The sequence below is a fragment of the Leifsonia sp. McL0627 genome, assembly GCF_058244615.1.
The window spans coordinates 570,246-596,421 of sequence record NZ_JBZCGM010000002.1 but is presented as its reverse complement, the minus strand read 5'-3'; the positions used below and the strand labels follow the sequence as shown (position 1 = coordinate 596,421).

At 69.1% G+C, this 26,176-nt stretch carries 30 protein-coding genes; 15 read left to right on the top strand and 15 right to left on the bottom strand.

Annotated elements, in window-relative coordinates:
- Positions 1–15 precede the first annotated feature (15 nt).
- From AC37TH_RS03310 to AC37TH_RS03300, 3 genes are all read right to left on the bottom strand, one after another.
- Positions 16–894, bottom strand: a complete 879-nt coding sequence (locus AC37TH_RS03310; RefSeq protein ID WP_490762933.1) for a hypothetical protein — start codon at positions 892–894, stop codon at positions 16–18.
- A gap of 77 nt (positions 895–971) precedes the next feature.
- Positions 972–1,238 (bottom strand): DUF7218 family protein, encoded by a 267-nt coding sequence (locus AC37TH_RS03305; RefSeq protein WP_490762932.1) that lies wholly within the window; start codon positions 1,236–1,238, stop codon positions 972–974.
- 51 nt (positions 1,239–1,289) lie between these two features.
- Complete coding sequence (locus AC37TH_RS03300; protein ID WP_490762931.1) at positions 1,290–1,859, bottom strand: TetR/AcrR family transcriptional regulator; 570 nt, start codon at positions 1,857–1,859, stop codon at positions 1,290–1,292.
- Between the two features lie 81 nt (positions 1,860–1,940).
- Here AC37TH_RS03300 and AC37TH_RS03295 point away from each other — a divergent pair, with 81 nt between their 5' ends.
- A complete protein-coding gene (locus AC37TH_RS03295; RefSeq protein ID WP_490762930.1) occupies positions 1,941–2,378 on the top strand; it encodes a tautomerase family protein in 438 nt (145 codons plus the stop codon).
- A 216-nt stretch (positions 2,379–2,594) separates the two neighbouring features.
- Here AC37TH_RS03295 and AC37TH_RS03290 read toward each other — a convergent pair whose 3' ends face one another.
- The 4 genes from AC37TH_RS03290 to AC37TH_RS03275 form a co-directional block, all read right to left on the bottom strand.
- Positions 2,595–2,759, bottom strand: a complete 165-nt coding sequence (locus AC37TH_RS03290; RefSeq protein WP_490762929.1) for a hypothetical protein — start codon at positions 2,757–2,759, stop codon at positions 2,595–2,597.
- Positions 2,760–2,854: 95 nt separating this feature from the next.
- Positions 2,855–3,601 carry a hypothetical protein gene (locus AC37TH_RS03285; protein ID WP_490762928.1) on the bottom strand — a complete coding sequence of 249 codons (747 nt, stop codon included), beginning with the start codon at positions 3,599–3,601 and terminating at the stop codon, positions 2,855–2,857.
- Between the two features lie 33 nt (positions 3,602–3,634).
- Positions 3,635–5,158, bottom strand: coding sequence for an FAD-dependent oxidoreductase (locus AC37TH_RS03280; protein ID WP_490762927.1), 1,524 nt, complete (start codon positions 5,156–5,158; stop codon positions 3,635–3,637).
- 17 nt (positions 5,159–5,175) lie between these two features.
- A complete protein-coding gene (locus tag AC37TH_RS03275) occupies positions 5,176–5,445 on the bottom strand; it encodes a hypothetical protein (protein ID WP_490763846.1) in 270 nt (89 codons plus the stop codon).
- 107 nt (positions 5,446–5,552) lie between these two features.
- Here AC37TH_RS03275 and AC37TH_RS03270 point away from each other — a divergent pair, with 107 nt between their 5' ends.
- Together AC37TH_RS03270 and AC37TH_RS03265 are read left to right on the top strand one after the other, a co-directional pair.
- Positions 5,553–6,353, top strand: a complete 801-nt coding sequence (locus AC37TH_RS03270) for a putative protein N(5)-glutamine methyltransferase (protein WP_490762926.1) — start codon at positions 5,553–5,555, stop codon at positions 6,351–6,353.
- A 76-nt stretch (positions 6,354–6,429) separates the two neighbouring features.
- Complete coding sequence (locus AC37TH_RS03265) at positions 6,430–7,275, top strand: TspO/MBR family protein (RefSeq protein ID WP_490762925.1); 846 nt, start codon at positions 6,430–6,432, stop codon at positions 7,273–7,275.
- 34 nt (positions 7,276–7,309) lie between these two features.
- On the opposite strand, the gene AC37TH_RS03260 is transcribed toward AC37TH_RS03265, so the two are convergent.
- A complete protein-coding gene (locus AC37TH_RS03260; RefSeq protein WP_490762924.1) occupies positions 7,310–8,737 on the bottom strand; it encodes a basic amino acid/polyamine antiporter in 1,428 nt (475 codons plus the stop codon).
- Positions 8,738–8,810: 73 nt separating this feature from the next.
- Between AC37TH_RS03260 and AC37TH_RS03255 the strand changes: the two genes are divergently transcribed.
- On the top strand, positions 8,811–9,734 hold the full coding sequence (locus AC37TH_RS03255) for an AEC family transporter (protein ID WP_490762923.1): 924 nt from the start codon (positions 8,811–8,813) through the stop codon (positions 9,732–9,734).
- A 159-nt stretch (positions 9,735–9,893) separates the two neighbouring features.
- On the opposite strand, the gene AC37TH_RS03250 is transcribed toward AC37TH_RS03255, so the two are convergent.
- Together AC37TH_RS03250 and AC37TH_RS03245 are read right to left on the bottom strand one after the other, a co-directional pair.
- Positions 9,894–10,412: a tetratricopeptide repeat protein gene (locus AC37TH_RS03250; RefSeq protein ID WP_490762922.1), complete on the bottom strand. Its 519-nt coding sequence runs from the start codon at positions 10,410–10,412 to the stop codon at positions 9,894–9,896.
- Positions 10,413–10,470: 58 nt separating this feature from the next.
- Positions 10,471–11,112 carry a TOPRIM nucleotidyl transferase/hydrolase domain-containing protein gene (locus AC37TH_RS03245; RefSeq protein WP_490762921.1) on the bottom strand — a complete coding sequence of 214 codons (642 nt, stop codon included), beginning with the start codon at positions 11,110–11,112 and terminating at the stop codon, positions 10,471–10,473.
- A gap of 113 nt (positions 11,113–11,225) precedes the next feature.
- Between AC37TH_RS03245 and AC37TH_RS03240 the strand changes: the two genes are divergently transcribed.
- Positions 11,226–11,498 (top strand): hypothetical protein, encoded by a 273-nt coding sequence (locus AC37TH_RS03240; protein WP_490762920.1) that lies wholly within the window; start codon positions 11,226–11,228, stop codon positions 11,496–11,498.
- 9 nt (positions 11,499–11,507) lie between these two features.
- On the opposite strand, the gene AC37TH_RS03235 is transcribed toward AC37TH_RS03240, so the two are convergent.
- Both AC37TH_RS03235 and AC37TH_RS03230 read right to left on the bottom strand, forming a co-directional pair.
- Complete coding sequence (locus AC37TH_RS03235) at positions 11,508–12,077, bottom strand: hypothetical protein (RefSeq protein WP_490762919.1); 570 nt, start codon at positions 12,075–12,077, stop codon at positions 11,508–11,510.
- A 27-nt stretch (positions 12,078–12,104) separates the two neighbouring features.
- Positions 12,105–12,443: a TetR family transcriptional regulator gene (locus AC37TH_RS03230; RefSeq protein ID WP_490762918.1), complete on the bottom strand. Its 339-nt coding sequence runs from the start codon at positions 12,441–12,443 to the stop codon at positions 12,105–12,107.
- A 123-nt stretch (positions 12,444–12,566) separates the two neighbouring features.
- Here AC37TH_RS03230 and AC37TH_RS03225 point away from each other — a divergent pair, with 123 nt between their 5' ends.
- The 3 genes from AC37TH_RS03225 to AC37TH_RS03215 all read left to right on the top strand — a co-directional run bounded on the left by AC37TH_RS03225 (position 12,567) and on the right by AC37TH_RS03215 (position 14,935).
- Entirely contained in the window at positions 12,567–13,496 is a 930-nt protein-coding gene (locus AC37TH_RS03225; protein ID WP_490762917.1) for an aldo/keto reductase, read from the top strand.
- A gap of 68 nt (positions 13,497–13,564) precedes the next feature.
- Entirely contained in the window at positions 13,565–14,485 is a 921-nt protein-coding gene (locus AC37TH_RS03220; RefSeq protein ID WP_490762916.1) for a 5'-3' exonuclease, read from the top strand.
- Between the two features lie 240 nt (positions 14,486–14,725).
- Positions 14,726–14,935 (top strand): cold-shock protein, encoded by a 210-nt coding sequence (locus tag AC37TH_RS03215; RefSeq protein ID WP_490762915.1) that lies wholly within the window; start codon positions 14,726–14,728, stop codon positions 14,933–14,935.
- 42 nt (positions 14,936–14,977) lie between these two features.
- On the opposite strand, the gene AC37TH_RS03210 is transcribed toward AC37TH_RS03215, so the two are convergent.
- Positions 14,978–16,189 (bottom strand): hypothetical protein, encoded by a 1,212-nt coding sequence (locus tag AC37TH_RS03210; RefSeq protein WP_490762914.1) that lies wholly within the window; start codon positions 16,187–16,189, stop codon positions 14,978–14,980.
- Between the two features lie 120 nt (positions 16,190–16,309).
- Entirely contained in the window at positions 16,310–16,807 is a 498-nt protein-coding gene (locus AC37TH_RS03205; protein WP_490762913.1) for an SRPBCC family protein, read from the bottom strand.
- Between the two features lie 128 nt (positions 16,808–16,935).
- On the opposite strand from AC37TH_RS03205, the gene AC37TH_RS03200 reads away from it, so the two are divergent.
- Positions 16,936–17,340 (top strand): hypothetical protein, encoded by a 405-nt coding sequence (locus AC37TH_RS03200; RefSeq protein ID WP_490762912.1) that lies wholly within the window; start codon positions 16,936–16,938, stop codon positions 17,338–17,340.
- A gap of 29 nt (positions 17,341–17,369) precedes the next feature.
- Here AC37TH_RS03200 and AC37TH_RS03195 read toward each other — a convergent pair whose 3' ends face one another.
- Positions 17,370–17,723: a hypothetical protein gene (locus AC37TH_RS03195; RefSeq protein WP_490762911.1), complete on the bottom strand. Its 354-nt coding sequence runs from the start codon at positions 17,721–17,723 to the stop codon at positions 17,370–17,372.
- Positions 17,724–17,848: 125 nt separating this feature from the next.
- On the opposite strand from AC37TH_RS03195, the gene AC37TH_RS03190 reads away from it, so the two are divergent.
- The 6 genes from AC37TH_RS03190 to AC37TH_RS03165 all read left to right on the top strand — a co-directional run bounded on the left by AC37TH_RS03190 (position 17,849) and on the right by AC37TH_RS03165 (position 26,078).
- Positions 17,849–18,103 carry a ParB family protein gene (locus AC37TH_RS03190; RefSeq protein ID WP_490762910.1) on the top strand — a complete coding sequence of 85 codons (255 nt, stop codon included), beginning with the start codon at positions 17,849–17,851 and terminating at the stop codon, positions 18,101–18,103.
- A gap of 136 nt (positions 18,104–18,239) precedes the next feature.
- Positions 18,240–18,410 carry a hypothetical protein gene (locus tag AC37TH_RS03185; RefSeq protein WP_490762909.1) on the top strand — a complete coding sequence of 57 codons (171 nt, stop codon included), beginning with the start codon at positions 18,240–18,242 and terminating at the stop codon, positions 18,408–18,410.
- Positions 18,411–19,036: 626 nt separating this feature from the next.
- Positions 19,037–20,284 (top strand): ferredoxin reductase family protein, encoded by a 1,248-nt coding sequence (locus AC37TH_RS03180; protein WP_490762908.1) that lies wholly within the window; start codon positions 19,037–19,039, stop codon positions 20,282–20,284.
- A 486-nt stretch (positions 20,285–20,770) separates the two neighbouring features.
- Positions 20,771–23,386 carry a DUF7933 domain-containing protein gene (locus tag AC37TH_RS03175; protein ID WP_490762907.1) on the top strand — a complete coding sequence of 872 codons (2,616 nt, stop codon included), beginning with the start codon at positions 20,771–20,773 and terminating at the stop codon, positions 23,384–23,386.
- Positions 23,387–23,494: 108 nt separating this feature from the next.
- A complete protein-coding gene (locus AC37TH_RS03170) occupies positions 23,495–25,021 on the top strand; it encodes a SpaH/EbpB family LPXTG-anchored major pilin (protein ID WP_490762906.1) in 1,527 nt (508 codons plus the stop codon).
- Between the two features lie 85 nt (positions 25,022–25,106).
- Entirely contained in the window at positions 25,107–26,078 is a 972-nt protein-coding gene (locus AC37TH_RS03165) for a class C sortase (RefSeq protein ID WP_490762905.1), read from the top strand.
- The last annotated feature ends 98 nt before the right edge of the window (positions 26,079–26,176 follow it).

Genomic DNA, 26,176 nt, shown 5'->3' with positions numbered 1-26,176 from the left:
GGGCCGCGCGCTCTGTCAGTCGCGGATGGCGCGCAACGCCTTCTCGGCGTCCCTGAGCGCCGATTGCGCCTCCTTGATCCGTCGCCGCAGCTCTCGTTCGGCGGCACGGGACTCGGTGAGTTCGTCCTGCGTGCGTTCGAGCCGGCGGGCGAGCGCATCCCGTTCGGCTTCGAGGTCGGTGCGCCTGTCCACCTCCTCGTCGAGTTCGTCGTCCAGGGCATCGGCGTCGATGCGGGCGCGTTGAAGCGCTTTCTCCGCCGTCCGGAGGCGGCGCTCGCGCTCCCGGCGCTCGCTCGGCGACTCGGCGGCCTCCTCCGGTGCGGCAGTGGATGCGCCGCCAGTGGATGCGCGGCCGCCAGTGGAGGCGCGGGGCGCCGCCTTCGCCGACGCCCGAGGCCGGAGCGCGCCCGAAGCCCCCTCCACGTCAATGGGCAGCGCCACCGCGTCGGACACATCGACCTGATCCACCCCCGTCGACTCCAGCGACCGCACCAGCAGCCCGCTGCGCACCGCGGCCGCGGCCGCAGCGTCGATGACCGCGGCCTGCAGGGTGTCCTCGACCTCGCGGAGCACAGCGGCGCTCGCGCCGTCCGTGCTGCGCGTCGCGCTCTGCAGCAGCCGCTGCCGCTCGCCCGTCAGTTCGCGGATGGCCGTGCGGTCCCGTTCGGCGAAGGCCGCGCGCATCCTGTCGCCGACAGTCAGGATGGCGTCGACCACGTCCGGATGTTCGCGCACGAGCGTGTTCACCGCTGCGGCGGCCGCAGAGGGCTTCCGCAATCCGCGGATCTCGGCCGAGAGCGGTTTGTCTGCTCGGGCGGCCGCAGCGTTGCGCGACGCCGTGAACTCGGCGGCGGGCAGCGCGTAGAGCTCATCGGCCACCTCGCGCAGGTCCATGCCGTGAGTGTACGACGCCGCCGGTCGCGGGGTCAGGTGTGTCGCCGTGAGTGGTGTCGCGGTCGGTGGTGTCGCGGTCAGTGGTTGCGGAGTGCGCTGATCAATTCCTGCTTGGTCTTCCTGGAGTACCCGCTGAGTCCGAGTTCTTTGGCGCGCTTCTTGAGGTCGGGCACCGTCCAGTCGTCGTACGACCCGGACTCCCCACCCTTCCGGCCGACCGACGATCGTCCGCGCGCGGCGGCGGCGTTGGAGATGCGTGCCGACTTCTCCTTCGAGTTGCCCTCCTTGCGGAGTTCTTCGTACAGTTTCTGATCTTTCAGTTCCGGCTCGCTGCGTCCTGGCATCGACGGCTCCTTCCGTTCGCCGCGAAGGGTACGCCGCGTGCCGCGAGCGCGCTACCGGGCGTCCGTCGTCTTCGCTCGCACCTGGGCGAGCAGCATCGCGGCCACGGTGTCGAACGCGGACACGTCGCCGGTGGAGCGGCTGAGGAGCACCGCGCCCTCCGACGCGGCGAGCAGCAGTGTCGCGTACTGCTCGGCGTCGGCGGGCGCGAGTCCGCCTCGCTGCAGCAGCGCGGCGAGGTGATCGCGCCAGGTCTGGAACGCCGCGGCCGTCCTGGCGCGCAGCTCCTTCGAGTCGGTGTCGACGGTCACGGCGACGAGCGCGCATCCTGCCGCGAAGCCCGAGTGGGTCAGCAGCAGCCGCCAGGAGTCCAGGAACAGCTCGGCGACGCGCTCAGCCGACTCGCCGGCACGCCGGTCGAGCAGCGCGACGGCGTTGTCCGCCGAGCGGTCGATCGCCGCCGCGACGAGTTCGTCTTTGCCGCCGGGGAAGTGGTGGTAGATCGAGCCGCGCGGCGTCTCGGTGAGGTCGATGACCCCGGCGAACGAGGTTCCGGCGAGTCCGCGGGTGGCGAGCAGCCTGATCGCCCCGTCGACCATCCTGGTGCGCACATCAGCGGCCACGCTTGCCTCCCTCTCTTGACTATGACGACCGTCATAATCTATCGTCTATGCATACCATCATAATTTCGTGAGGAGCATCCCATGCCCATGATCGACGTCTACGCTCCGGCCGACCTCTTCCCCGCAGACGCGGACGAGCAGCTCGGCACCGAACTCACCCACGCCGTGCTCCGGGCGGAAGGCGTCGCTCAGCCCGGCCCGTTCCACCTCGACAACACCGCGGCGTTCATCCACCGGCTCCCCGCGACAGCCATCTCGACGGCGAACGCGCCGTCTGCCCGCACGGTGCGCATCCAGATCATCACCCCGCCCGGCTCGCTGAACCGCGACGGGCAGAAGCAGATCGTGCGCGAGGCGACGGAGATCGCCGCGCGCTTCGCCGGGGACGAGACGCAGTCTGCGCGCACCTGGGTCATCCTGCAGGAGGCCGCCGAGGGCGGCTGGGGCCTCGCCGGCACCGCGTTCGGCGTCGAGGAGTTCACCGCGCTCGCGAAGGCCGCGGCCGCCGCGCGCGCCTGACGCACCGGCGCGCCCAACCCCTGACGCCTTCCCGGGCGCCCAAAGACATCGAGTGGTCCCGAATTGCCGTGCGTCCCGAGCGCACGCGGCAATTCGGGACCACTCGTTTGCACGCACGCGGCAATTCGGGACCTCTCGTTCCGGGCGCACGCGGCGCCCCCGACAGCGAAGGGCCCCGGATGCACGCATCCGGGGCCCTTGGACGTTCGAGACGTTCTACACGGAACGTCGACCGCTGATCATGCGTACCAACCACACGATGATGGCGAACACCAGGAGGATGATTCCCACCCAGAGCAGCCAGTTGAGGGCCGACACGAATCCGCCGGTGAACAGGAGCACGATCGCAATGATCGCGATCACGATGAGCAAAATGTTCATTTTCCGTTACCTGCTTTCTTTATGCGGTCGACCATGACGACGACCGGCGCCCACAGTAGACCGGGGAAAGCAGAGTGTCGAGTCCCTCCGGCGAACTAAGCGCGCGGAGCCCGCGACGCCTTCACCGCAGCGAAGTACGCGGATGCGGGCTTCAGCCAGATGAGGATCGTGGCGACGATTGCCGCGATCACCTGCACGCCGCCGATGAAGAACACGCCCGCCAGGTTCAGCAGCGAGATCACGGTGAGGATCGTCAGGATGATGCGCGCCCAGTTGCGGCCACGACGCATGAAGACCGCGAACAGCACGAACACGAGCGCCCAGAAGATCAGGGTGACGATCGCCCAGACGATGCCGAACGTGATCGCGGCATCGGTGAGCGTCTTCGGGTCGAGGTTCCCGTTGGTCTGCGACCTGCTCAAGCTGTCGGTGATCTGCTGCTGGATGGCGACACGGTTGACGGACACCGAGATGGCGGTCACGATGCCGCTGATGACGCTGAGGACCGCCGCTGCGATGTAGAGCCAGAACGCGATCGTGATCTGCGACGGGGGCTCGGTCGGCGCTGCGACAGGGGCTGCCGGTGTCGCCGCGTAGGCGGGGAAGCCACCGGATGCGGCCGCGGACGGGTATCCGGGAGCCTCGGTGGGCGCGCCGTAAGCCGGGGGAACGGGCGCGGCAGGCGCTGCGGGTTCTGCTGCGGCCGGCGGCTCGGTCGGCTCGACCGGCGGAACGGGCGGGGCCGGCGGGACGGGGGGAACGGCCCCTCCGGCGTCCGGCACAGGGGGAACATTGCTGCCGGTCGGCTGCTCCGGCTTGCTGTCGTCGTTGGGAATAGTCATGCCGCGACCATACTGCGGCGCAGACCGCCCTGACTACTCTCTGGGAGGCGCGGCGTCATCCAGTGCGCCGAGAGCTGCGGTCGCCGGGCCTTCGAGCACCGTGCCGTCCGGCGCGAACCGGGAGCCGTGCAGCGGGCAGTCCCAGGACAGCTCCGCGTCGTTCCACCGCACGATCCCGCCCAGGTGGGTGCACACGGCGGAGAGCGCGCAGGTCACGCCGTCCACCGTCGACGCCGCCACCGGAGATGCGCCCCGATGACCCACGACCCCCGTCCCCTCGGCGGGCGGGGGCGCATCCACTGGCAGTTCTCGGCCGGTCTCCGCGCCTGCCCAGCTGGTCGCTGCCGCCGCGCCCACCCCGGCGTTGAATGCCACGCCGGCGCCGATGTCGATCGGATGCGTGACCCGGTGATGCAGCACGCGCGCCCATTCCAGGGTCTCGCCGGTGAGGTCCGCGGTGAGGCTGAGGGCGGCGGCCACCGCGTTGGTCATGCCCCACTTGTTGTATCCGGTCGCGAGGAACAGGCGACCGCGTCCGCGGGGAAGCCAGCCGACGAACGGCACCCGGTTGGCCGAGCGGTAGTCCTGTGCCGCCCACCAGTGCGTGCGCTCCGCGCCGGGGAACGTCGTCTCCGCCCAGGCCGTCAGCTCGGCGATGCGCTCGGCGGGGGAGTCCGCGCGTCCGGTGACGTGCCCGTTGCCTCCGACCAGGAGGAGCTCGCCGTCCGGGATGCTCGCCGTCCTGAGCGATCGGGTCGGCGCGTCGGCGGAGAGGTACATGCCGCGCGGCAGGTCTCCCGGCGTCCGGAAGGCCGTGACGTACGAGCGCACAGGCTCGGTCTTGGCGAAGTACAGTCCGCGGTCGAGGATGGGCGTTCCGCTCGCCAGCACGACGGTGCCGGCACGCGTGGTGCCGGAGGTGCTCGTCACCACCGCCGGCGCCCCGGCGGACACGGCCGACACCCGCTCGCCCTCCACGATCACACCGCCGAGCGCTCTGACGTCGGCCGCGAGGGCGGCGAGCAGCGGCATCGGGTCGAGTTGCGCCTGCGCGGGCAGCCGGAGCGCGCCCTCGACGGCGAAGGGCAGCTCGCCCCCACGCTCCACCGTCACTCCCAGCCCGGCGACGCGCGCGGCGGCGAGCTCCGCCTCCAGGCGGTCACTCCCATCCAGTGTCGTGGCATAGGTGTACGCGTCGCGCACCTCGTACGGGATGCTCCGCTCGTCCAGGTAGTCGAGCAGCCAGCCCTGCCCGGCCGCGTTGCCGTCGACGTAGGCGCAGAGCACCCGGTCGGTGGAGTGGCGGCGGATCTGCGACAGCGTCGTGCCGTGCAGCAGGCTGAGCTTGCCTGTCGTGTTGCCCGTCGTCACCGCACCGACGGTGCGGGCTTCGAGGACGGCGACGCGCATCCCGTGCCTGGCGAGCAGGAGCGCCGTCGTGAGGCCGGTGAGCCCGGCGCCGACGATCACGGTGTCGTATGCGGTGTCCGGGGTGAACGGATCGGTGGCGATCGGCGTCGCGCGATCATTCCAGAGGTCGTGCCACAGGGAGATCATGCCGGGCCTCCGGCCACTCAGTTGAGCGAGTCGAAGTCGAACCAGAAGGCGTCGTCGTCGTCTCCGCCGCCGTCGCCCGGGTCACGGGGGATGGTGGCCGTCTCGATCCTGACTTTCGTCTGACTGGTGACGAACACCTCGCTCGGCGGCCTGCTCGACTGCGTGATCTGCACGAAGTCTCCCTCCGCCCTGCTGGCCTCGACGACTTTGGTTTTCAGCTCCTCCACGGGGGCGCGGTCGACGAAGGTGAACCGGAGGTCGTCGATGTAGACGTGGAACACCTGCATACCCACTCCCGTATCCTTTGCTGTCTCGTCGCGATAGTACGCGGCCATCCAGGATGCGCCAGTGCATCGGGAGAAGTTTCGAAATCGGCGGGCTAGCATGAGCCTCCGTGAGCACGCCACACCCCGCCGAGAACGCCGTCGACCCCGACCCTGCCATCGTCGCCCGCCTCCGCGCGGCCGGCTGCGTCTTCGCCGAGGACGAGGCCAGGCTGATCGCCGAGGCGGCGTCCAGCCCGGCCGAGCTGGAGGAGCTGATCGCCCAGCGCGTCTCCGGCCTGCCGTTGGAGCCACTGATCGGCTGGGCGGAGTTCTGCGGGCTGCGCATCCGGGTAGCGCCCGGCGTCTTCGTTCCCCGGCATCGCACCGAGTTTTTGGTCGAACAGGCGGTGGGTCTCTGCCCACCGGATGCGGTGGTGCTGGACCTCTGCTGCGGCGCCGGCGCGATCGGGGCGGCCATCGCATCCAGGGTCGGCGACGGGGTGGAGCTGGTGGCGTGCGACATCGAACCGGCGGCCGTGCGCTGCGCCAGGGAGAACATCGAGCCGCGGGGGAGTGTCTACGAGGGCGACCTCTACGACGCGCTCCCCTCCTCCCTGCGCGGCCGCGTCGACGTGCTCGCGGTGAACGCGCCGTACGTTCCGACGGACGCGATAGCGCTGATGCCTCCGGAGGCCCGGCTGTACGAACCGGCCGTAGCGCTCGACGGCGGCGGAGACGGGCTGGAGGTGCAGCGCCGCGTCGCTGCGGGGGCGACCGAGTGGCTGGCGCCGGGCGGATCGCTGCTGATCGAGACGAGCGGGGAGCAGGCGGCGCGGACGGCCGAGCTGTTCGAGACGGCCGGGCTGCGCGTGCGGGTCGCGACCTCGGACGAGTACGACACGACCGTCGTGATCGCCACCGCGGGGTGAACACCGCGGGGTGACCGCCGCTGCGTGACCGCGCACCCCGTTGATGTCTAGCCCGGCTAGGCATATTGTGTGCCGCATGACGTCGACGTCCACCCGCACCGCGCACACCACCTCAGCAGTCGGCCGCCCAGCAGGTTCCGACCGAGTTCGTCAGGTCGCCGTGCTCGTCGGTGCGGTCGTCGCTCTCGCCGGGGCATTCGTCGGTTCCGGTGCGGCGGGTGGGACCCCCATCGCGCAGGCGGCGGGCGGAGCGCTCAGCGCCGACGCGACGATGCTCTCCCCGGCAAGCCCGGCGTTCGCCATCTGGACCGTGATCTACCTCGGCCTGCTCGGCTACGCGATCTGGCAGGCGTTCCCCTCCCAGGCCGCCCGGCCCAGACAGCGCAGCATCGGCTACTGGATGCTCGCCTCGCTCCTCCTCAACGCCGCCTGGATCCTCAGCGTCCAGTTCGGGATGCTCGCCCTCTCGGCGGTGCTCATCGCGGCGTTGCTCGCTGTGCTGATCGTGGCGTTCGTGCTGGTGCAGCGCATCCCTGGCGGGTCGATGGCGGACGCGATCCTGTTCGACGGGACCGTCGGTCTCTACCTCGGCTGGGTGATGGTGGCGACGATCGCCAACGTCACCAGCCTGCTCGTCGTCGCCGGGTTCGACGGCTTCGGCTGGAGCCCACACGCCTGGGGCATCGCGCTGGTGGTGGTCGCCGCCATCCTGGGTGCGGCCCTCGCGATCTGGGATAGGGGACGGCTGACCCCGGCCATCGCGAGCGCGTGGGGACTCGCCTGGATCGGGGTGTCCCGGCTGACCGGGACGCTCGTGTCCGCGCCGGTCGCCATCACGGCCATCGCGGCGGCGGTGCTGCTGTTGATGATCGCGGTGGCGGTGCGGGTCGGCGGGCGCGGCCGGACGGTCGCCCGGTCCTGATCGGCTCGGTCCTGGTCGGCGCGGTCCTGATCCGCTAGATCCTGATCCACCCCGCGGCGAGCGACACGATCGCCGCGACCGCCAGCAGCACCGCGATCACGCACAGCACCGCCTCGAACGGACGGAACACGCGCAGCGCGCGCTCGCGCCGGGCGGCGACGAACAGCAGCGTGCCCGGCGCATAGATGATGAACGTCAGCAGCAGATAGCCCGGCCCGGCCGCGACGATGAGGAACAGCGAGTAGACGGTCGCGATGATCGCCACCGTCAGGCCGCGGCGGCTCCGCCCGCCGGGGTCGTCGCCCGCGCCGGTCTCCAGCTTGAGCGCGTACCCGGCCGTCAGCACATATGGGATGAGCGCAAGCGAGCTGCACAGGCTCAGCATGAACTGGAAGGCGTTCTCCGAGAACAGGGTCACCACGAGCAGCGCCTGAACCAGCAGCGTCGTCAGCACCAGAGCCGCCACCGGCACCCCACGCGTGCTGACCTTCGCGAGGAACCTCGGCGCATCCTCGTTGCTGGCCGTGCTGAAAAGCACCTCAGACGCCATCAGCGTCCATGACAGGTATGCGCCGAGCACGGAGACGACGAGGCCGACGCTGATCAGCGTGTACCCCCACGGCCCGACGATCACCTGCAGCACGCTCGCGACCGACGGCTCCCGCATCCCGCCGATCTCCGCCCGCGGAGCCACCCCGAACGACAGCACGGTGATCAGGACGAACAGGCAGAGCACGCTGACGAACCCGAGCAGGGTCGCCCGGCCGACGTCGCGCCGGCTCTTGGCATACCGGGAGTAGACGGACGCGCCCTCGACACCGAGGAACACGAACACCGTCAGCAGCATCGTCTGCTGGATCTGCCCGAACAGCGAGGACACGTCCGGGCTGCCCGTGCCCCACAGGTTGAGCGTGAAGGTGTGCCAGTTGAAGCCGACGGCGATCACGATCACCAGGAACATCACCAGCGGCACCACCTTGGCGACGGCGACGATCGTGTTGATGAACGCCGCCTGCGGCACCCCGCGCCTGATTAGCAGGAAAAACCCCCACACGCCGACGGTCGACACAGCGACCGCGAGGACCGTGTTCCCCGCCCCGAAAGCCGGGAACAGGGCGCCGATGGTCGACCCGATCAGGACCCAGTATGTGACGTTCCCTGCGCATCCACTGGCCCAGTAGCCGAACGCGGAGAAGAACCCGACGTAGTCGCCGAACCCGGCCTTCGCGTACGCGTAGATCCCGGAGTCGAGCGCCGGCTTGCGCACGGCGAGCCGCTGGAACACGAACACCAGGGTGAGCATCCCCGCCCCGGCGATCACCCACGCGACGATCGCCCCGACCACGCCTGTCGCCTCGGCGAACGTGCCGGGAAGAGAGAACACGCCCGCCCCGACCATCGACCCCACAACCATGCCGGCGAGGACGAGAACGGGGAGCTTGCGCGTTTGAGTCACGTGCATACATATTACGTTTCCTTTCCGGGTGCGGCCGTCGCGGCCATCGCGGCCGTCACGGCGGCCGTAGGCTGGGGCGATGGGCGGAGTGGTGATCGGGTTCGCGATCATCGCGTTCGTGATCGCCGTCGGCTACGTCGTGGGGCGCGTCGGGATCGGCGGGCCGAACGCCGCGTTCGTGCTCAACCGCATCGCATTCTTCGTCACCAACCCGGCGCTGCTGTTCGTCACCCTGGCGCACGCCGACCTCGACGTCGTGTTCTCCGCGCAGGTGGTCGTGTCCGGGGTGGCGGCGATCGTGTCGGTGGGACTGTTCGTGCTGCTCTCGCGGCTGTTCTTTCGGCGTCCGGTGGCGGAGACCACCATCGGCGCACTCGGGGCGGGCTACGTCAACGCCAACAACATCGGCTTGCCAGTCGCGGTGTATGTGCTGGGCAGCGCCTCCTTCGTGGCGCCCGTGCTGCTGTTGCAGCTGATCGTGTTCGCCCCCATCGCGCTCACCGTGCTCGACGCGACGTCGCGCGGCTCGGTGTCCGTTCGCTCGATCCTCACGCAGCCGATCCGCAACCCGATGATCATCGCCTCGGTGCTGGGCATCCTGGTCGACATCTCAGGCGTCAAACTGCCGGATGCGGTCTACCAGCCGTTCGTGCTGCTCGGCGGCGCGGCGGTGCCCCTGGTGCTGATGGCGTTCGGGATGTCGCTGCACGGCTCCCGGCCGCTGCACGCCGACCACGGCCGCGTCGAGATCCTCACGGCCTCGGTGATCAAGGCGGCCGTGATGCCGCTCGTCGCGTTCCTCGTCGCGTGGCTCGGGTTCGGGATGCACGGCCACGCGCTGTTCGCGGCGGTGGCGCTCGCCGCGCTCCCGACCGCGCAGAACGTGTACAACTTCGCCGCCAGGTACGAGCGCGGGATGCCGGTCGCGCGCGACATCGTGCTGCTCACGACGCTGTTCGCGGTGCCGGCGCTGCTGCTCATCGCGGCGCTGCTCGCGCCGTAGTTCCACGTTCTGTCAGCGGAAGACGTCGACGACCGCGAGCACCGCTCGTGCAATCGCTGACGTGGTCCGCTCGAACCAGAGTCGAATCGTCCATCGTCCGGGCTTCGACATCATGGACTGATTGTCTCGCGAAGATCCAGAACGCTGCCGAATCCGTCGTCAGTCGGCGCCGCGGTCGAGCGAGTGCAGGTAGTCGGCGTTGCCGCGGATCGCGGCCTCGTAGCGCAGCAGGTCTTCGGTGCGGATGTGGTCGACCGCCAGTTCCATCAGCTCGGCGACGGCCGCGTCGCTGCGGCCGGCCGCGTGCAGCGACAGCGCGTGCCACATGCGCACCGATTCCGACTTCGCGTACAGCGCGAGCGCCTGGTCGAGCGCCGCGAGCGACTCGTCGAACCGGTCCAGGTTGCGGAGCGTGCTGCCGTACTGCAGCAGGCAGCGGCGGAGCGTGTCTCCGGTGAGTCCCGCATCCATCGCCTGCTCGTAGTAGCCGAGCGCCGTTTCCTCCTCGCCCGCGGTGTCGTACGATCCGCCCACGTCGTAGAGCACGTACGCGTTGCCCGGATGCTCGGTGAGCACCTCCAGGAAGGCGTCGATGGTCGGCTGCATGTTCTGCCGGTCGCGGCTGTCGAAGATGTCGCGCAGGCGCTGCTCGAGGTGCGGGGTGACGTGGGCGACCATCCGAGGTTCCTGTCGTGTCGGGTTGAGGCCACGATACCCGCGGGATGCGCGGCCGTGGTCAGCCGCGCGCGAGCAGTCGCAGAAGCGGCAGCGGCACCCGCTCGACCGGCAACGCCAGCACGAGCGCCCGCCCGTAGTGCTCCTTGCGCCCGGCAGTCGTGCCGAGGAACCGGTGCAGTTGCTGCTCGACCGGCCGCAGCCGCTGGGCCGGCTGCTGCTGGAACGTCCGGAACAGCCGCAGGTCGCCCTCGCTGTCCAGCACGTCCTCCACCCCTCCGACGCCGAGCGCACGGATCAACTCCCCCTCCAGGTCGGGGCGGCAGACCTGGATGTCGGCGTCCAGCATCCCCGCGCCGTGAAAGAAGCGCACCTCCCCGGCATCGCACAGGCCGCGCAGCGCGATCCGCATTCCCGCAGGCCCGAGCAGTGCCACGAACCTCCGGATGCTCATGGCGCCACCCATCGGAAGCACGCCGATCCCTTCCCCGGCCAGCTCGCGGCCGTGCAACTCGGCCAGTGCTTCGACGGCGGCGCGGTCGCTCGCGCCCTCGACCAGGATCGCCGCCTCGACGTCCGCAGCGGAAGCGGTCGGCGGGAGGGCGCCGCCGGACACCCAGTCCGCGACGGCGTGCTCGAACGCGCGCACCCCGGCGGTGCGGAGGCAGGCCTCGGAGGGCCGGACGCTCGACGGCTCCGTCACCCAGCCATTCTGGCACCGGAGGGCCGCCGCGTCTCGGGTCGCGCATCCACCCCCTTCCCATCGGGGGCGCAGCGCGTACGGTGCGTGGAACAGACACCACGGAGGTTCAACCGATGAAAGCGATTATTTTCCTGGCAGGCGCAGCGGTCGGCTTCGTGCTCGGCTCGCGCTCCGGGCGCAAGACGTACGACACCCTCAAGCGCCAAGTGAGCGGCATCACCCATTCCGAGCCGGTCCGCCAGGTGGCGGACGACCTGCGCGACCTGGCAGACAAGGCGGCCTCGGAGGTCGGCAACAAGGTCAGCGACGCCGTCGGAACCGCGAGCAGCAAGATCGACGACATCACCGGCAAGAGCGGGAACGGCAGCAGCACCACCGCCCAGTAGTCCGTTCGGTCACGCCCCCTGCGGCGGTTCGGTGAGCAACCCGACCCGCTCCGCGAGGTAGCCGTCGAACGCGACGACCGCATCCGGTGTCGTCGCGTTCCAGCGCACCAGCGCCGTCCCGTCGCGCAGGAACAGGGGGCCGATGGATGCGCGCAGGCTCGCCGCTTCCAGGTCGATGACCGTGGCGTCGTAGTTGACGGTCTCGCCGTCCGTGAAGTGCCCGCGCTGGGCCGCCGCCCGGTACGCCCGCCTGGTCTCGGCCGACTGGGACTGGTACGCAGGCCGGCCCGGCTCGGTGGCGCGGGTGATCGCGCCTGTCGCGCGCAGAACGCCGTCCGTGCCGAGCAGGAGGACGCCGATCCGCCACACCCGGCCGAGCGGACGGAGCACGGGCTCCCGCGTGATCAGCAGCTTCTTGTGGCGGGGAACGAACTCGGCGACGGCCTCATCGCGTGCGTGCGCCCCCTGGAGCCGCTGCACCGCGTCGGCGAGCAACGACCGGATGCGCGCAACGGCGGCGGCGTCAGCGGTGGCGGCGTCGTCGGCAGAGTCGTCGCGTGCGTCGCTGGGCTGGTCCACGGAACGAGGATACCGAGCGCGGCAGCGTCAGACTGTCAGCACGGGCGCGTCCGGTCCCGCCGCCGCCTCCGACGTCAGCGGCACAGGCTCGGCCACAGCCTCCTGCCGGATCGAGAACGAGTTGTCGTCCCTGATCAGCAGCAGTTCCACGCCCTGCTCGTGCCGCAGCACCACGAGGGCCGACCCGTCGGATTCGAGGACGCGCTCCACCTGGCGCAGGAAGATACGCGCCATCTCGTCGCTGACCGCGAAGTCGCGGCCGAGCGCGTGGACGATGTAGCGGGGCGCGGTCGGCTCACGCTTGTCGAGATGTGTCTCGGTGCGGAAGCGGTCGCAAGCGCGCTGGTCGTCGTGAGAGATCGACATCTTTTCCTCCTCCGTGGTCGGGACTCGAACGGTAGACCGGTCCTTGCGCTCGCTGTAGGGGTTGCGCGACGGTCGTGCTCATGCATCGCGCGCACGAGGCCGGGGCGGCGCAAGAATAGGGTCATGAAGACTTTCACGCTTCCGAACACCACCATCGAAACCTCGAACATCATCCTCGGCCTCATGCGGATCACCCCGCTGGACGACGAGCAGATCCGCACCCTGGTGCGCTCGGCCCGGGATGCGGGGATCACCATGTTCGACCACGCCGACATCTACGGGGATGAACGGCACGGCTGCGAGCGCCGGTTCGGCGACGCGGGCGCGATCCCGGCCTCGGAGCGCGAGCAGGTGCAGATCCAGTCGAAGGTGGGCATCAGGGACGGCTTCTTCGACTTCTCCCGCGAGCACATCGTGAACACGGTCGACGAGTCGCTGTCCGCCCTGAAGACCGATTACCTCGACCTGCTGCTGCTGCACCGCCCCGACACCCTGGTGGAGCCCGACGAGGTGGCGTCGGCGTTCGACGAGTTGTTCGAGTCGGGCAAGGTCCGCAACTTCGGCGTCTCCAACCAGACGCCTGGCCAGATCGAGCTGCTGAAGCGCTCCGTTCGTCAGCCGATCGTGGTCAACCAGGTGCAGCTGAGCATCACCCACTCGCCGCTCATCGCGCAGGGGATCGCGGCGAACATGGCGTCGCTCGACCAGTCCATCGACCGCGACAACGGCATCCTGGATTACAGCCGCCTCAACGACATCACCCTGCAGGCCTGGTCGCCGTTCCAGAAGGGCTTCTTCGACGGTGTCTTCCTCGGAGACCGCGAGCAGTACCCGGAGCTGAACGACGTCATCGACACGCTGGCCGCGAAGTACGACGTGCAGCCCGCAGCCGTCGCCGTCGCCTGGATCACCCGGCACCCCGCGAACATGCAGGTCGTCCTCGGCACCACCAACCTGCACCACCTGCTCGACTCCGCCGCCGGCAGCGACATCCCCCTCACCCGCGAGGAGTGGTACCGCCTATTTACCACCGCCGGGCACATCCTGCCCTAGTCCCCACACTGGGCTCGATGGCTCGGGAGGGCTCGCGCTCGCTGTCGGGGGCGTGGGAGGATCGGGGCGTGACCGGGCGAACGATGCTTCTGGACAGTGCCTCCCTCTATTTCCGCGGGTTCTACGGGGTGCCGGATACGGTGCGCGCGCCGGACGGCACGCCCGTGAACGCGGTGCGCGGGTTCCTCGACATCATCGCCAAGCTGGTCACCGACTTCGGGCCGGACGAGCTGGTGGCGTGCTGGGACGACGACTGGCGTCCCCGCTGGCGCGTCGACCTCATCCCGAGCTACAAGGCGCACCGGGTGGCGCGGGAGGTGCCGGGCGGCGTCGACGTCGAGGAGACACCGGAGGCGCTGGTGCTGCAGGTTCCGATCATCCGGAAGGTGCTCGGTGCCATCGGCATCCCGATCGTCGGGGCGGCGCAGCACGAGGCGGACGACGTGATCGGCACGCTCGCGACCGGGCAGAAGCACCCCGTGGACGTGGTCACCGGCGACCGCGACCTGTTCCAGCTCGTCGACGACGCCGCAGATGTGCGGGTCATCTACACGGCGCGTGGCATGAGCAACCTGGAGACGCTGACCGAGGAGGTCGTCGTCGGCAAGTACGGCGTGCGGCCGCAGCAGTACGCCGACTTCGCCGTGATGCGCGGCGACAGCTCGGACGGGCTGCCCGGTGTGGCCGGGATCGGCGAGAAGACCGCGACCGCGCTGCTCACCGAGTACGGCGACCTCGACGGCATCCTGGCCGCCGCCGCCGACCCGGCGAGCACCATGAAAGCTCCCATGCGCGCCAGGTTCGAGGCGGCCGCCGCCTACCTGGAGGTCGCGCCGCGCGTCGTCGAGGTCGTGCGCGATCTCGACCTTTCCACCGTGGATGCGCGCCTCCCGTCGCCGGACGCCGAGCAGCTCTCCGCCCTGTCGGAGAAGTGGGGTCTCGGGGGTTCTCTCGACCGCATCCTGGCGGCTCTCAAGAACGACCGCTAGGCTCATATGCAGTGGCCGGCGATCTTCTGGCCGTTTCTTCGCAGCGATCCGCTGCCGAACGGATGATCTCCGCACCACCTCCGCCCCGCCAGCGTCCGCGCCGCACCAGCCGCACGACCGCATCCAGGGGCCCACAATCTCGCGTGCACCCTCGACGGGTCCGCGCATCACCGTCCGCGTCACTGGCGCGGTCGACGGGTCGCATCGCGTGGCCCGCAACACGAATAAAGGAATGACGATATGGCCACCGGCACCGTCAAATGGTTCAACTCCGAAAAGGGATTCGGCTTCATCGCCCCCGATGACGGCACGAAGGATGTGTTCGCGCACCACAGCGCGATCGTCGGCGGCGACGCCGGACACCGCAACCTCGAAGAGAACCAGAAGGTCGAATTCGAGACCACCCAGGGCCCCAAGGGTCCGCAGGCCGAGAACATCCGCGCCCTCTAAGACGTTCGCGGGCAGGTCGGCTCCGGCCTTCCTGCCCGTCGTCTACTGCTCGCCCGGCTGCCAGCGCCACAGCTCGCGCTGGGCGAGCAGTGCCAGTTCGCGGAGTACGTCGAGATCCGTCTCCGACTCCGCAGGGTCACGCGCCGTCCGCCCGAAGACGCAGATCGCGCCGATGCGCGTGCCGTCTGGCGCCTCCACGGGGTATCCCGCGTAGAAGCGCAGGTGCGCAGGTCCCGTCACCATCGCGTTCTCCGAGAACCGTGGATCCTGTTCCGCGTTCGGCACGACCATGCCGTCGTCGGTGGCGATCGTGTAGATGCACACCGACTCCTCCAGCGGGAACTCCGTCAGCTGCGTCCCGCTCGACGAGAGATGCCACTGCTTCTCGTCGTCGAGCACCGAGAACAGCGCGATGTCCGACTGCAGCGTGCGGCGGGCGGTGCCGATCAGGCCGTCGAGTCGCGCATCCGGGCCCCGCTCGTACAGCCGGAGGCGGTTGATCGCCTCCACCCGGTCGACGGCGGGCGCCGGCCGGACGGCGGTGACGACCTCGGCGAGGCCTGGCCCGATCTCGTCAGCGATCTGCCGCGCCCAGAAGAGGTAATCCGCCGGCGTGCGGTGACTGGCGTTCACGTTGTGCGGCGGGGCGCCCAGCGGGATGAAGACGGTCAGGTCGGTGCTCGCACACACGGCGGCGGCGCGCGCGTTGAGGTCCGTCGCGCTGCGCTGCACGATGTCGCCGTATTCGTTGTCGTACGGGCGCACCGACCGGATCGGCTGCGAGCCCAGCCAGACGACGGTCGTGTCCGGCTGCGCCTGCGACCGAATGCGGTCGAGCACCGCGCGCATCCTGCGCTCCCACCGTTCGCCGGCGACCCTGTGCAGGGCGTCGGTCATGGTCACGCTGACGACGATCGCGGAGTAGCGGGTCAGGTCGGCGCGGTCGAGCATCGCGCCCACCGTGCGCACGCCGACGTCGGTGTCGGGGAGCACGTCGACCACGACGCCGCGGCCGGTGGTCGCGGCGACGGCGCGTGCGAGCGCGCCGGGCAGTGCGAGGTCGTGGCTGCCGACGCCCCAGCCGGCGGCCGGTCCCGAACCGACGATGAGCATCCGGATGCTGTCGCGTCCCGCCGCGTAGGCCTGCGGCGCGTCCTTCGGCCGGATCGTCCCTGACCGGGCGGAGGCGACGCGCAGCAACCACAGCCGCGACGCCAGGTTGCGGAGCGGAGACGGGAGGGAGTCGACCTGCACTCTTCGACGGTAGACCGCAAATGCACGTGATTCGACTCGTTCGCCCGGCGACACGCGCTCGCCCCGCGTGTCGCCGGGATCGAGGAGGGTTCGGCTGCGCGGATGCGCACCCGGTGCGACTCAGAGCGCGGTCGGGAGCCTGTCGATCGTCTGCGACCAGCCGCTCCGGCAGTCGATGCCGTTCCAGTACGCCGCCTGCTCGTCGGTGAGGTGCTGCGGCAGTTCCTGGTGGAGCCGCAACTCGGTGCGTCCATCGCCGGTGGAGGTGAACTCGACCGTCACGCGCGGCACGTCGACCTGGTCGCGGTGCGCCGCATCCGGTGGCAGTTCCGGCCATCCATCGACCGCTCCCCAGTCAAACACGATCCGCTCGCTGGGCACGAGCTCCCGGTAGACCCCGCCGGTCAGGTAGCTCGTGGTCTCGTCGACGTTCATGCGCTGACGCCAGGCGCCACCGACTCTCGCATCGACCTCGATCGGCTCGTCGACCTGGCCGTTCCCGCTGAAGAACCAGCCGAGCCTGTCCGGATCCGTCCAGGCGCGGTAGACGCGCTCCGGCGTGCTGTCCAGCGTTCTGATGATGGTGAAACCGTGTGCGCTGTCGTCCGTCTCGCTCATCGTCGCCCTCCGTCGTGGTCCTGTCCGATCCGAACACCGGATGCGCACTGCGTCAAGACCCGTGCTGTCGTGCAGCCCGAGTCGATAGGGTGAACGCTGACCCCCCTCTCGACCAGGAAGGCCACCTCGTGTCCGATCTCCGCCCGATCGCCGCAGCACCCAGCATCCTCCGCACCTCGTTCTGGCTCTGGATCGCGAGCGCCGCCGTGACGTTCCTGGCCGGGATCGTCGGCGTGATCTTCGCCGTGCAGGCCGGGGCGACCGGGTCGTCGGCGACCGCGGTGCTGGCCGGGTCCGTGGTCGGCGCCATCATCGGGGCAGGGCTCAGGATCGTGATCGCGTTCTTCCTGGTGAAGGGCGTCAACTGGGCGAGGATCATCCTCACGATCTTCGGCGGCCTGACCGTACTCACGTCGCTGTCATCGCTTTTCACCGGCGACCTGCTCGGGATCCTGGTCCTCGCGCTCACCGTCGCGGCCGGGATCACGATGTGGTCTCCCGCCGCGAGCGCGTATCTGCGCCGCCGGTACTGAGGCTGCGAACAGCTTCAGAAAACGTTTCGTCACGAATCGCGACCTGACCGGTCTCTCTCTGTGAGCTCGCTTGGGGGAGTTTGCTCCTGACCATTCGGGTGGTCAGGAAGGACCGGTGCATCGGGCGACGGTCCTTCTTCGGGGCGTCGATCCGTGTGCGGGCCGGCGCCCCGTCCTTCGTCGGGTGTCAGCAGCGGATCCACTGCCGTAGTCGTTAAGTCTTCGTGTCGCCGGAGGTTGTGCGCGGCCGCGTCGATCAGCGCGAAGACGTGGGCGTCGTGATCGTCGCCCACCCACGGACAGATCACGCACTCGGCGTAGAACTGGCCGGACACGTCTGCCACGGTCGCCATGGTCTCGGTCTCCACCTGGTCGAGCTGCACTCGGCACCTTCTCTCTGCGTTCGGTGAGGAGAGTCGGCGCGGCGTGATTCATGACTCGCTTTCGGCGTCATATTCCACGTAATTGCGAGTCTTCCACATGTCGGCGATCGAAGGGGAAGACGATCATGTCCCATACGACGAGTGGTATCGAGAGCGTGTCCTTCTACATGGAGCGCGCGCTCCGGATCCGCGCGAGAGAGGCATACCGTCGCACGGGGGCGGCAGAAGACAACCCGACCTGGTCGAGTTTCGTCGCGGCGGCCGTGCTCACCGAGGTGGAGCGACGCGAGGCGCTCTACAACGACGGCGGGCCGTTCTGCGGAACAGAGGAGCCGCTGCGGCCCGGCCGCTCCAGGGGGCGCCGCCCTGCGGTGGACTGACAGCCCCCGGGCGGTGGAATCGAGGCGGGGCCGTCACAAGTACGCCGTCTGCGCGTCTCTGAGATGGACGGGCGCAGTACGGCGCCCTCTTCATTCTTCAGGGGTGGCTCCACCCCTCAACCGACGGGACCAGCCCATGCTCACCGAGTCTTCCCCCATCGATCCCGTCGTCCCGCACGTCGAGCGGATCATCGCACCCTCCACGGGCAACGTCGTCCTGATCGGATGCGAGTGCCCGCTCGGCCGCGACCACACGTATGCCGACTGGCTGGCGCGGTTCGGCCGCGCCATGCCCGCCGCGCCCTGACCGCCAGCGCCCGCAGCGCCAGGAGCCGACCTGGTCGTCATCGAGCCGCCCACGCTCAATCGCGCACTGCACACTCATGTAACCCATAGCGGATTCGGGGGCCATTCTCCGGCCGCGTAATCTTCTGCGAAGAATCGCCTGGAACCGTGAGGTTCAGGAGGTTCAGACATGAGAACGACAGAGCAGGATCGTGCACCAGGTCGAAGAACGGCGGGGGTGCCCCTGGGTGCAGGCAGCTGGAGAAGCTGGCGCATCCTGCACAGGAGTGCCACATTCTCGATGCTCGGAACGGCGGCGGCGGTCGCACTGCTCGTGGGAATCAGCGGCCCAGTCCTTTCACCCGTGACCGCAACGGCACGGTCGGCGACGTCAACCGTCCCAGCCACCGGTTCGGAGCCCACGACCGGGCGGCCCCGCGACCAGGCTCTGACAGGTTCTCGCGACACCCCAGGCGGTCGGGGTGCTCCTGGTCGGCACATTGACGGTCCATCAGGCGGATCCGCGGTGGTCGCCGGTGACGGAGGAAGGCGGTGAGCGTCAGTGGCGCGGCCCCACGTGAGCGCGTCGGGAACCGTCGCATCGTCGCTCGGGGCCCCGCTCTCGCTGCGATTGCGTTCGGAGCGCTGGTGACGGCCGCGCTCGCCCTGGTGAGCGCACCGAGCCCCCTCGTGTTCGATGTCCCGTTCATCGCCCATCTGAGCGGTCTGCTCGCCGGCTACGGCGTCGCCGTCATGGTCGCCTTGATGGCGCGCGTTCCAGCGCTCGAATACGGGGTCGGTGCCGATCGTCTCGCTCGCTGGCACGGCCGCGGCGGCCGCCTGATCCTGGTGCTCATCCTCGTGCACGCGGTGTGCGCGATCGTGGCGTGGGCCGAGCTGCAGAGCGAAAACGCGCTCGACGCAACCTGGCAGGTGTTGCAGTTCCCCTGGTTGATCGCTGCCACGGCAGGCACGGTGTTGTTTATGGTCATCGGGGCGGTCTCCGCCCGCGCGGCACGGCAGCGCCTCTCCTACGAAACCTGGCATCTCATCCATCTCTGCACGTATGTGGCGATCGGCCTGTCATTCGCTCACGAGCTGGCCGGCCCCGACCTGGCGGGGCTCCCTGCCGTCCAGGTCTTCTGGAGCCTGCTCTACACGATCAGCTTCGGGCTGCTGCTCCGCTATCGGGTGTTGCACCCGCTGCTCCAGGCGTTGAGGCACCGACTTCGGGTCGATTCCGTGGTGCGAGAAGCGCCCGGTGTGACGAGCATCATCATCCGTGGTCGCCATCTGGACGAGCTCGAGGCGGAACCCGGACAGTTCTTCCGCTGGAGATTCCTCACCTCGACCACCTGGCGGACGGCGAACCCGTTCTCCCTCTCGGCGCCGGCGAGCGACCGCTTTCTCCGGCTGACCGTCAAATCCGTTGGCACGACGACAGCGGCCATCCAATCCCTCCAACCAGGAACCCGTGTGCTGGCCGAGGGACCGTACGGGGCCATGACCGCGCGCCGCACGAGCGGGCGCGGCGTTCTTCTCGTCGCCGGCGGAGTCGGCATCACGCCGATGCGCTCGCTCTTCGAGACGCTTCCCGTGCACGAGGCCGGCCTGACCCTCCTCTACCGGGCGTCGTCGGATGACGAGATCCTGTTTCGTGACGAACTCGACGCACTGGCCGTCCACCGCGGAGCGCATGTCGTCTATGTGGTCGGTCGTTCGTCGAATCCGGCGACCGCGATCACGCCGGAATCTCTCACAGCCGCGGCGCCCGGCTTGCCCGATCGAGACGTCTACATCTGCGCGTCGCCGCGCTTCTCTACAGCCGTGAGGACCACCCTCGCCGCTGCGGGTGTTCCGCGGGGGCGCATCCACCAGGAGGACTTCGCCTTCTGAGCCGAACGTCTCGGTGCCCGCGCGTTAAACGCAGGGCTAAATCGCGCCGTTTTCTCCGCACCGGCGATGTGGCGCATTCACCCGAAATACGCTCGAGTCGTCGAGTTCGGGCTCCGGCAGGGGCGGCCCCAGCCCGATGTCGGGTACAGGGCGGGCGGGAGGAATTCGGGTCCTCCCGCCGGCCATTCCCGCCGAATTCTCACGGCCGGCTCGGAGCTGTGAACGCTCCATACGCAGGTGGGCAACCGACCCGTCAGAGGGCATCGGACGCTCACCCCATTCTGTGAGGACCTCCCCCAAAACTGAGTATTCGTTGTATTCGGACGATTCTTCGGGCACAGAGCGTCACGATCCGGGGTCTTGCCGGTCTCTTGGGCGAAACGTGCGCATCCGCGACATGAGGCTTACCCGTTCTCTGTCGTTCCCGAATCGAATCCGCGTGCGGTTCACCCTTCTCAACCCGAACCCATGAGAGGCCCGATACCCATGGCCCGAACAGCCACGTCCCGGCGACCCGGCGCGCGCCACCGCGCGCCCGGCCGCGCCGCCGTCGGCGCTCGCCGTGTCGGCGGATTCGTCGCGTTCGTCACCGCCGCCGCCGTCGTCCTGTCGTCGCTCACCCTCCTGGCACCGGTCACGACCGCCGAAGCCACCGTGCCCGGCACTCCGGGCGTCGCGCAGCCCGGAACGACGGTGTCCAACGAGGACTTCGAGAACAACCCCGCTGCCGCCGCCGTCAACTACTCCACCTATTCGGGCACGACTCCGGCGGGCGAGACGTACACCGGCTCCCCGAAGTGGATCAACGGGGCCCGCTGCAACGGCGTCATCCTCGACTACGCGAACGCCACCACGCCTGCCTGGGCGCAGTCGGGCAGTTCGGCGGCGGACTCCGGCACGAACGGCCGGTGCGCCGATTTCTCCGGGGTCGAGAGCTATCAGTTCCTCCGGATGCTCGCGCTCGCCATGGGGCAGCAGTTCACGCCGGGCTCCCCCACCACCGACCATGTCGTGAGTTCGTACACCGAGTGCCCGTCGAGTTCCACTGGCGGCGGCACGTGCGACACCCTGCCGACCGGCTCCGCCGTCTCGACGGGTTCCGTCATGTTCAAGACGGTCCAGCCGCTGGCGACCATTCCCGGCCACTATTACGTCTTCGGCGTCAACACCGCGTACATGAACTGCTCGAACGGCCCGGCGTACGACCCCGGATACCAGTTCGCGACGGTCGACCCCGTCACCCAGGCCGTGACGAACATCGGCAAGCCGCTCGATGGCTGCCAGGCCACGACCGATCCGAACGTGACGGCGTACACGCAGAGCGTCACCAGTGCTGTCGGCGGTGTGTTCGGGACCGTCACCAAGACGGTGAACATCGACTCGATGACGACCAACCAGGCGTTCCAGGCAACTGGAACCAGCATGGGCCTGGAGATGTACAACACGAACGGCGCGACGTACGGCAACGACGGCGCGTTCGACAACGTGCGCCTCGTGGATGTGACGCCGCAGATCGATAAGGCGTTCAGCCCGGCGCTGATCGCGCCCGGCCAGACCTCGCAGGTCACCCTCACGGTGACGAACACCGCCGAGCTGGATGCGAAGAACGACTGGTCCATCACGGACACTCTGCCCGCCGGTGTCGTCGTCGCGCCCACTCCCGCGGTCGGCGGCACGTGCGCCCAGGTGACCGGTGCGGCGTTCGTGCGTACGGCGGTGGCGGGGACGGGCGTCTTCTCTGCCGCCGGGGGCGATCTCGCCGCCGGTCAGACATCGTGCACCCTCACGTTCTCCGTCACGGCGGCGGTCGAGGGCTCGTACACGAACGGCCCTGGCAACATCGTCTCCAACCTGAACCCTCCGGCGAATGCCGTCCTCGTGGTCCGCGCACCGCGCATCAGCCTGACCAAGGCGCTGGGGGCACCCCGCGAAGCGACCGGTGATCAGTTCACCGTGGCGCTCAAGACGGGCGGCGCATCCGGGACGACGGTCAACAGCATCGCCAATTCGACGACGTCGGGCAGCGGATCGACGGTGACGGCGGGCTCCGGCACGACCGGCACAGTCGTGGCCACGACCGGCACCCCGTACACGCTCACCGAAGCGGCCTCGGGGTCGACGTCGCTGGCGAACTACACGGCGACGATCACCTGCACCGACAGCTTCGGGCTGCAGACCGGCCTGCCGAACGGCGCGGCGTACGACCCGACGAACCCGCCCGCCATCACCCCGGTGGTCGGCGCGAACATCGCCTGCGTCGTGACGAACACGGCGAAGCCGATCATGTCGTGGAACAAGGTCGTCGACAAGGGTGCCGGAACGACGGTGAACCCGGGTGACACGCTGCGGTACACCGTCTCGATCAACGCCGGATCGGTGGCGAACCCGTCGTTCTCCGCCTTCGACGACCTGACGAACGTCGTGAACAACGCCACCTTCAACACCGGGTCGATCGTGATCACCCCGGCCGGGACAGGCGTGGCGAGCTACGACCCCGCCACCAAGCACCTCACCTGGACGGGACCGGTAGCGGCGAACACGACCGTGACGATTTCATACACGGTCACCGTGAACGCCGGCGCGTTCGGGCAGCTGAAGAACGCGTTCATCGACAAGTCGGTGGTCAACCCGATCGGCGCGAGCCTGCAGTGGCGGAAGATCGACGCGACCGCGGCGAAGAACGTGCTCTCCGGCGCCGCGTGGACGCTGACTCCGGTCAACGTGGCCGGTCAGCCCACCGGCGTTGCTGTGCCGGTCACGGACTGCGTGAGCTCGCCGTGCACAGGCGCGGACACCAACCCGGCCGGGGGGCTGTTCGTGATGAAGGGCCTGACCCCGGGCACCTACCAGCTGGTGGAGACGAAAGCGCCCGTCGGGTACGTGTTGAACGCCACCCCGATCTCCGTCACCGTCTCGGCCACGACTCAGACCACCGTCCTGGCGGATGTCGTGAACCAGCAGGCGGCGCCGATCGTGCTGCCGCTGACCGGCGGGTTGGGTACAGACGTGATCACCTACTGGGCGCTCTCGCTCCTGGCGGCCGCAGCGGTCCTTCTGGGCTGGCAACTGCGTCGGCGAATCCGGATTCGGCGGCAGCAATGACGTCGACCGCGCACCGGGGCGGAGGTCCGTGACTTCGCCCAGACACCCCCTCATCCCCCAACATCCCCACTTCATCACCCGAAAAGCACCAAGACAGGAAACATCACAATGAACACCAACTCTCGCTCGCCCCGCTTGAGGCGGCTGGCTGCCGTCGTCGGCGTCGGCGCACTCGCCCTGCTGGGAGTGGCGGCCTTCGCCGGTCCCGCGAACGCGGACACCACTGGCGGAAACGTCCCGGCCGGCCCGTACAACCTGACGATCACGAAACTGCAGAACCCGACGACCGGCGGCACCGCGACCGGTGACAACGGAAGCCAGCAGACCCCTCCGGCCGGTGCCACTCCGATCGCGGGGGTGGTGTTCAACATCGCGCCGGTGAACGGCGTCGACCTGACCACTCCCGCCGGTTGGACCACGGCGGCCGGGCTGACCGTGAACAGCAGCGGCGCGGTCGTCAACGGAGCCACGACATACACGACGGGCACGGCCACTGCGTTGCCGGCGACGAGCGCGACGGGTGTCACCACATACTCGACGTCCACGCCGAGTGTGTATGAGGTGACGGAGATCAGCGGCCCCGCGGGTGTTCAGCTCGGCGCACCGTTCCTGGTGACCCTGCCGCTGCCGCAGAGCAACAACTGGCTGACCAACGTGTACGTCTACCCGAAGAACACGGTGCAGAACGCGCCGGTGAAGACGGTCAACGACTCGGGCGCGAATGGTGTCGGGTCGACGATCACCTGGTCGATCGCTTCCACCGTGCCGAACCAGGCGGCGGGCAACCCGATCACCGGGTATACGATCACGGATGCTCTGGATGCGCGCCTCACTGCGCCGGCTGGATCTGCGGTGACGGTGACGGCGAAAACCTCGACGGGCTCCACCCTGACGATTCCGGCGGCTGACTACACGGTCACCGTCTCGGGTCAGACGGTGTCGGTGGTCTTCACCGCTGCAGGGCTGACCTTGCTGAACGCGAACCCGTCCGCTGTCATCACGGTGGGTATCCCGACCGTGGTGAACTCGGACGGCAACGGCACGATCCCCAACACGGCGAGCCAGCTCATCAACACGCAAGACGGGAAGTCGACCACGACGCCGACGAACACGGCGAACGACACGTGGGGCAACGTGACGCTGCACAAGGTCGACCCGAATGGGACCGCTCTCGCGGGTGCGCAGTTCCAGGTGTTCACCTCGCTGGCGAATGCCCAGAGCCTGACCAGCCCTGTCTCGGTCAGTGGCGCCACCACGTTCACCTCTGACGCTTCGGGCAACGTCGCGATCAACGGTCTGAAGGCGCAGAACAACGGAACCGGCGCCAACCTGACCTACTACATCGTTGAGACCAAGGCCCCGGCCGGGTACACGATCGCGACCGCGTTCCAGCAGTCGACCGGCGGCTACGCCGAGACCGTCGCCCCGGGCACTGCAGCGAACGCGACCGTCACGGTCACCGACCCGCAGGTCTCCCCGATCGCGCTCCCGTTGACGGGTTCCACCGGGACCGCGATCTTCATCGGTGGCGGGATCACCCTGGCGGCCGCTGCCATCGCCGTCGCGCTCCTGCTGGTTCGCCGCCGCCGTGCCGAGGCCGGCCTCGCCGTGCTGGACCAGCCGGCCGAGGTCTAACGATCACCACCCGGATTCAGGGTGGTGGGAGCGCACGCACCGGCTCCCACCACCCTGATCCTCTTCTTCCCCTGGAGCAGCCAGCATGACCACCCGCCGAAGCACGACCAACCCGACCGGCCCGGCCGCACCGCGCCGGCGGTGGCGGCTGTCTGCGTTGTCGATGGTGGTCGCCGTGGTGTGTCTGCTCGGTATCGGCGTCGCGCTGTACCCGGCGACCGCATCCTGGTTCAGTGCTGTTCAGGAAGCGCAGCAGGTCGCCCAATACGGCAACGACGTCAAAGTCATCGGACCGGCCAGTCGCGCCCAGGCGCTGAAACAGGCGCAGGCATACAACTCCCTCCTGGAGAGCGGTGCCGAGGTCAAGGCGAACGAGCGCATCCCGGTCGACACCGGTGCGACGCTCCCCTCCGGGTTCGACTACAACCAGCTGCTGGCAGCCAACCCGTACGGGCTGATGGGGCGCATCGTGATCCCCTCGATCAACGTCGACCTGCCCATCCTGCACGGCACCAGCGATGCCACCCTCACCGAGGGCGTCGGCCACCTGGAGGGCACCTCGCTGCCGATCGGAGGGGCAGGCACCCACGCCGTCCTGGCCGGTCACCGCGGCCTGGCCTCTGCCACCCTGTTCACGAATCTCGACAAAGTCGTCGACGGTGACACGTTCACCATCTATGTGTTCGGGGAAGCCCTCACCTACAAGGTCTTCGACATCAAAGTCGTCGACCCCGACCAGACCAAGACCCTGAATCCCGTGCCTGGCAAAGACCTCGTCACCCTCGTCACCTGCACGCCGATCGGCATCAACAGCCAGCGCATCCTGGTCACCGCCGAACGCATCCTGCCCACGCCCGCGTCTGCGGTCGCCGGGGCCGACAAGGCGCCCGCCGGGCCGGGCTTCCCCTGGTGGGCCCTCGAAATCGGAGGGACGATCCTCGCCGCCTCCGCATACGTCTGGTGGTCGGGCCGACCGGTCACTCCGCGTCGCAAGCGCGCCCATGCGCGCGCCCGTCGGATCCCGGTTGCCGGGCGGGTGGGGGTGTCCGATGCGTGACCGTCGCCGCGCCTCCCGAGCCATCCGGATCTCAATCGCGGGGCTCCTCGCCGCCGTCGCGGTCGTCGCTGGAGCCTGGACGGTGTCCACCTACGTCA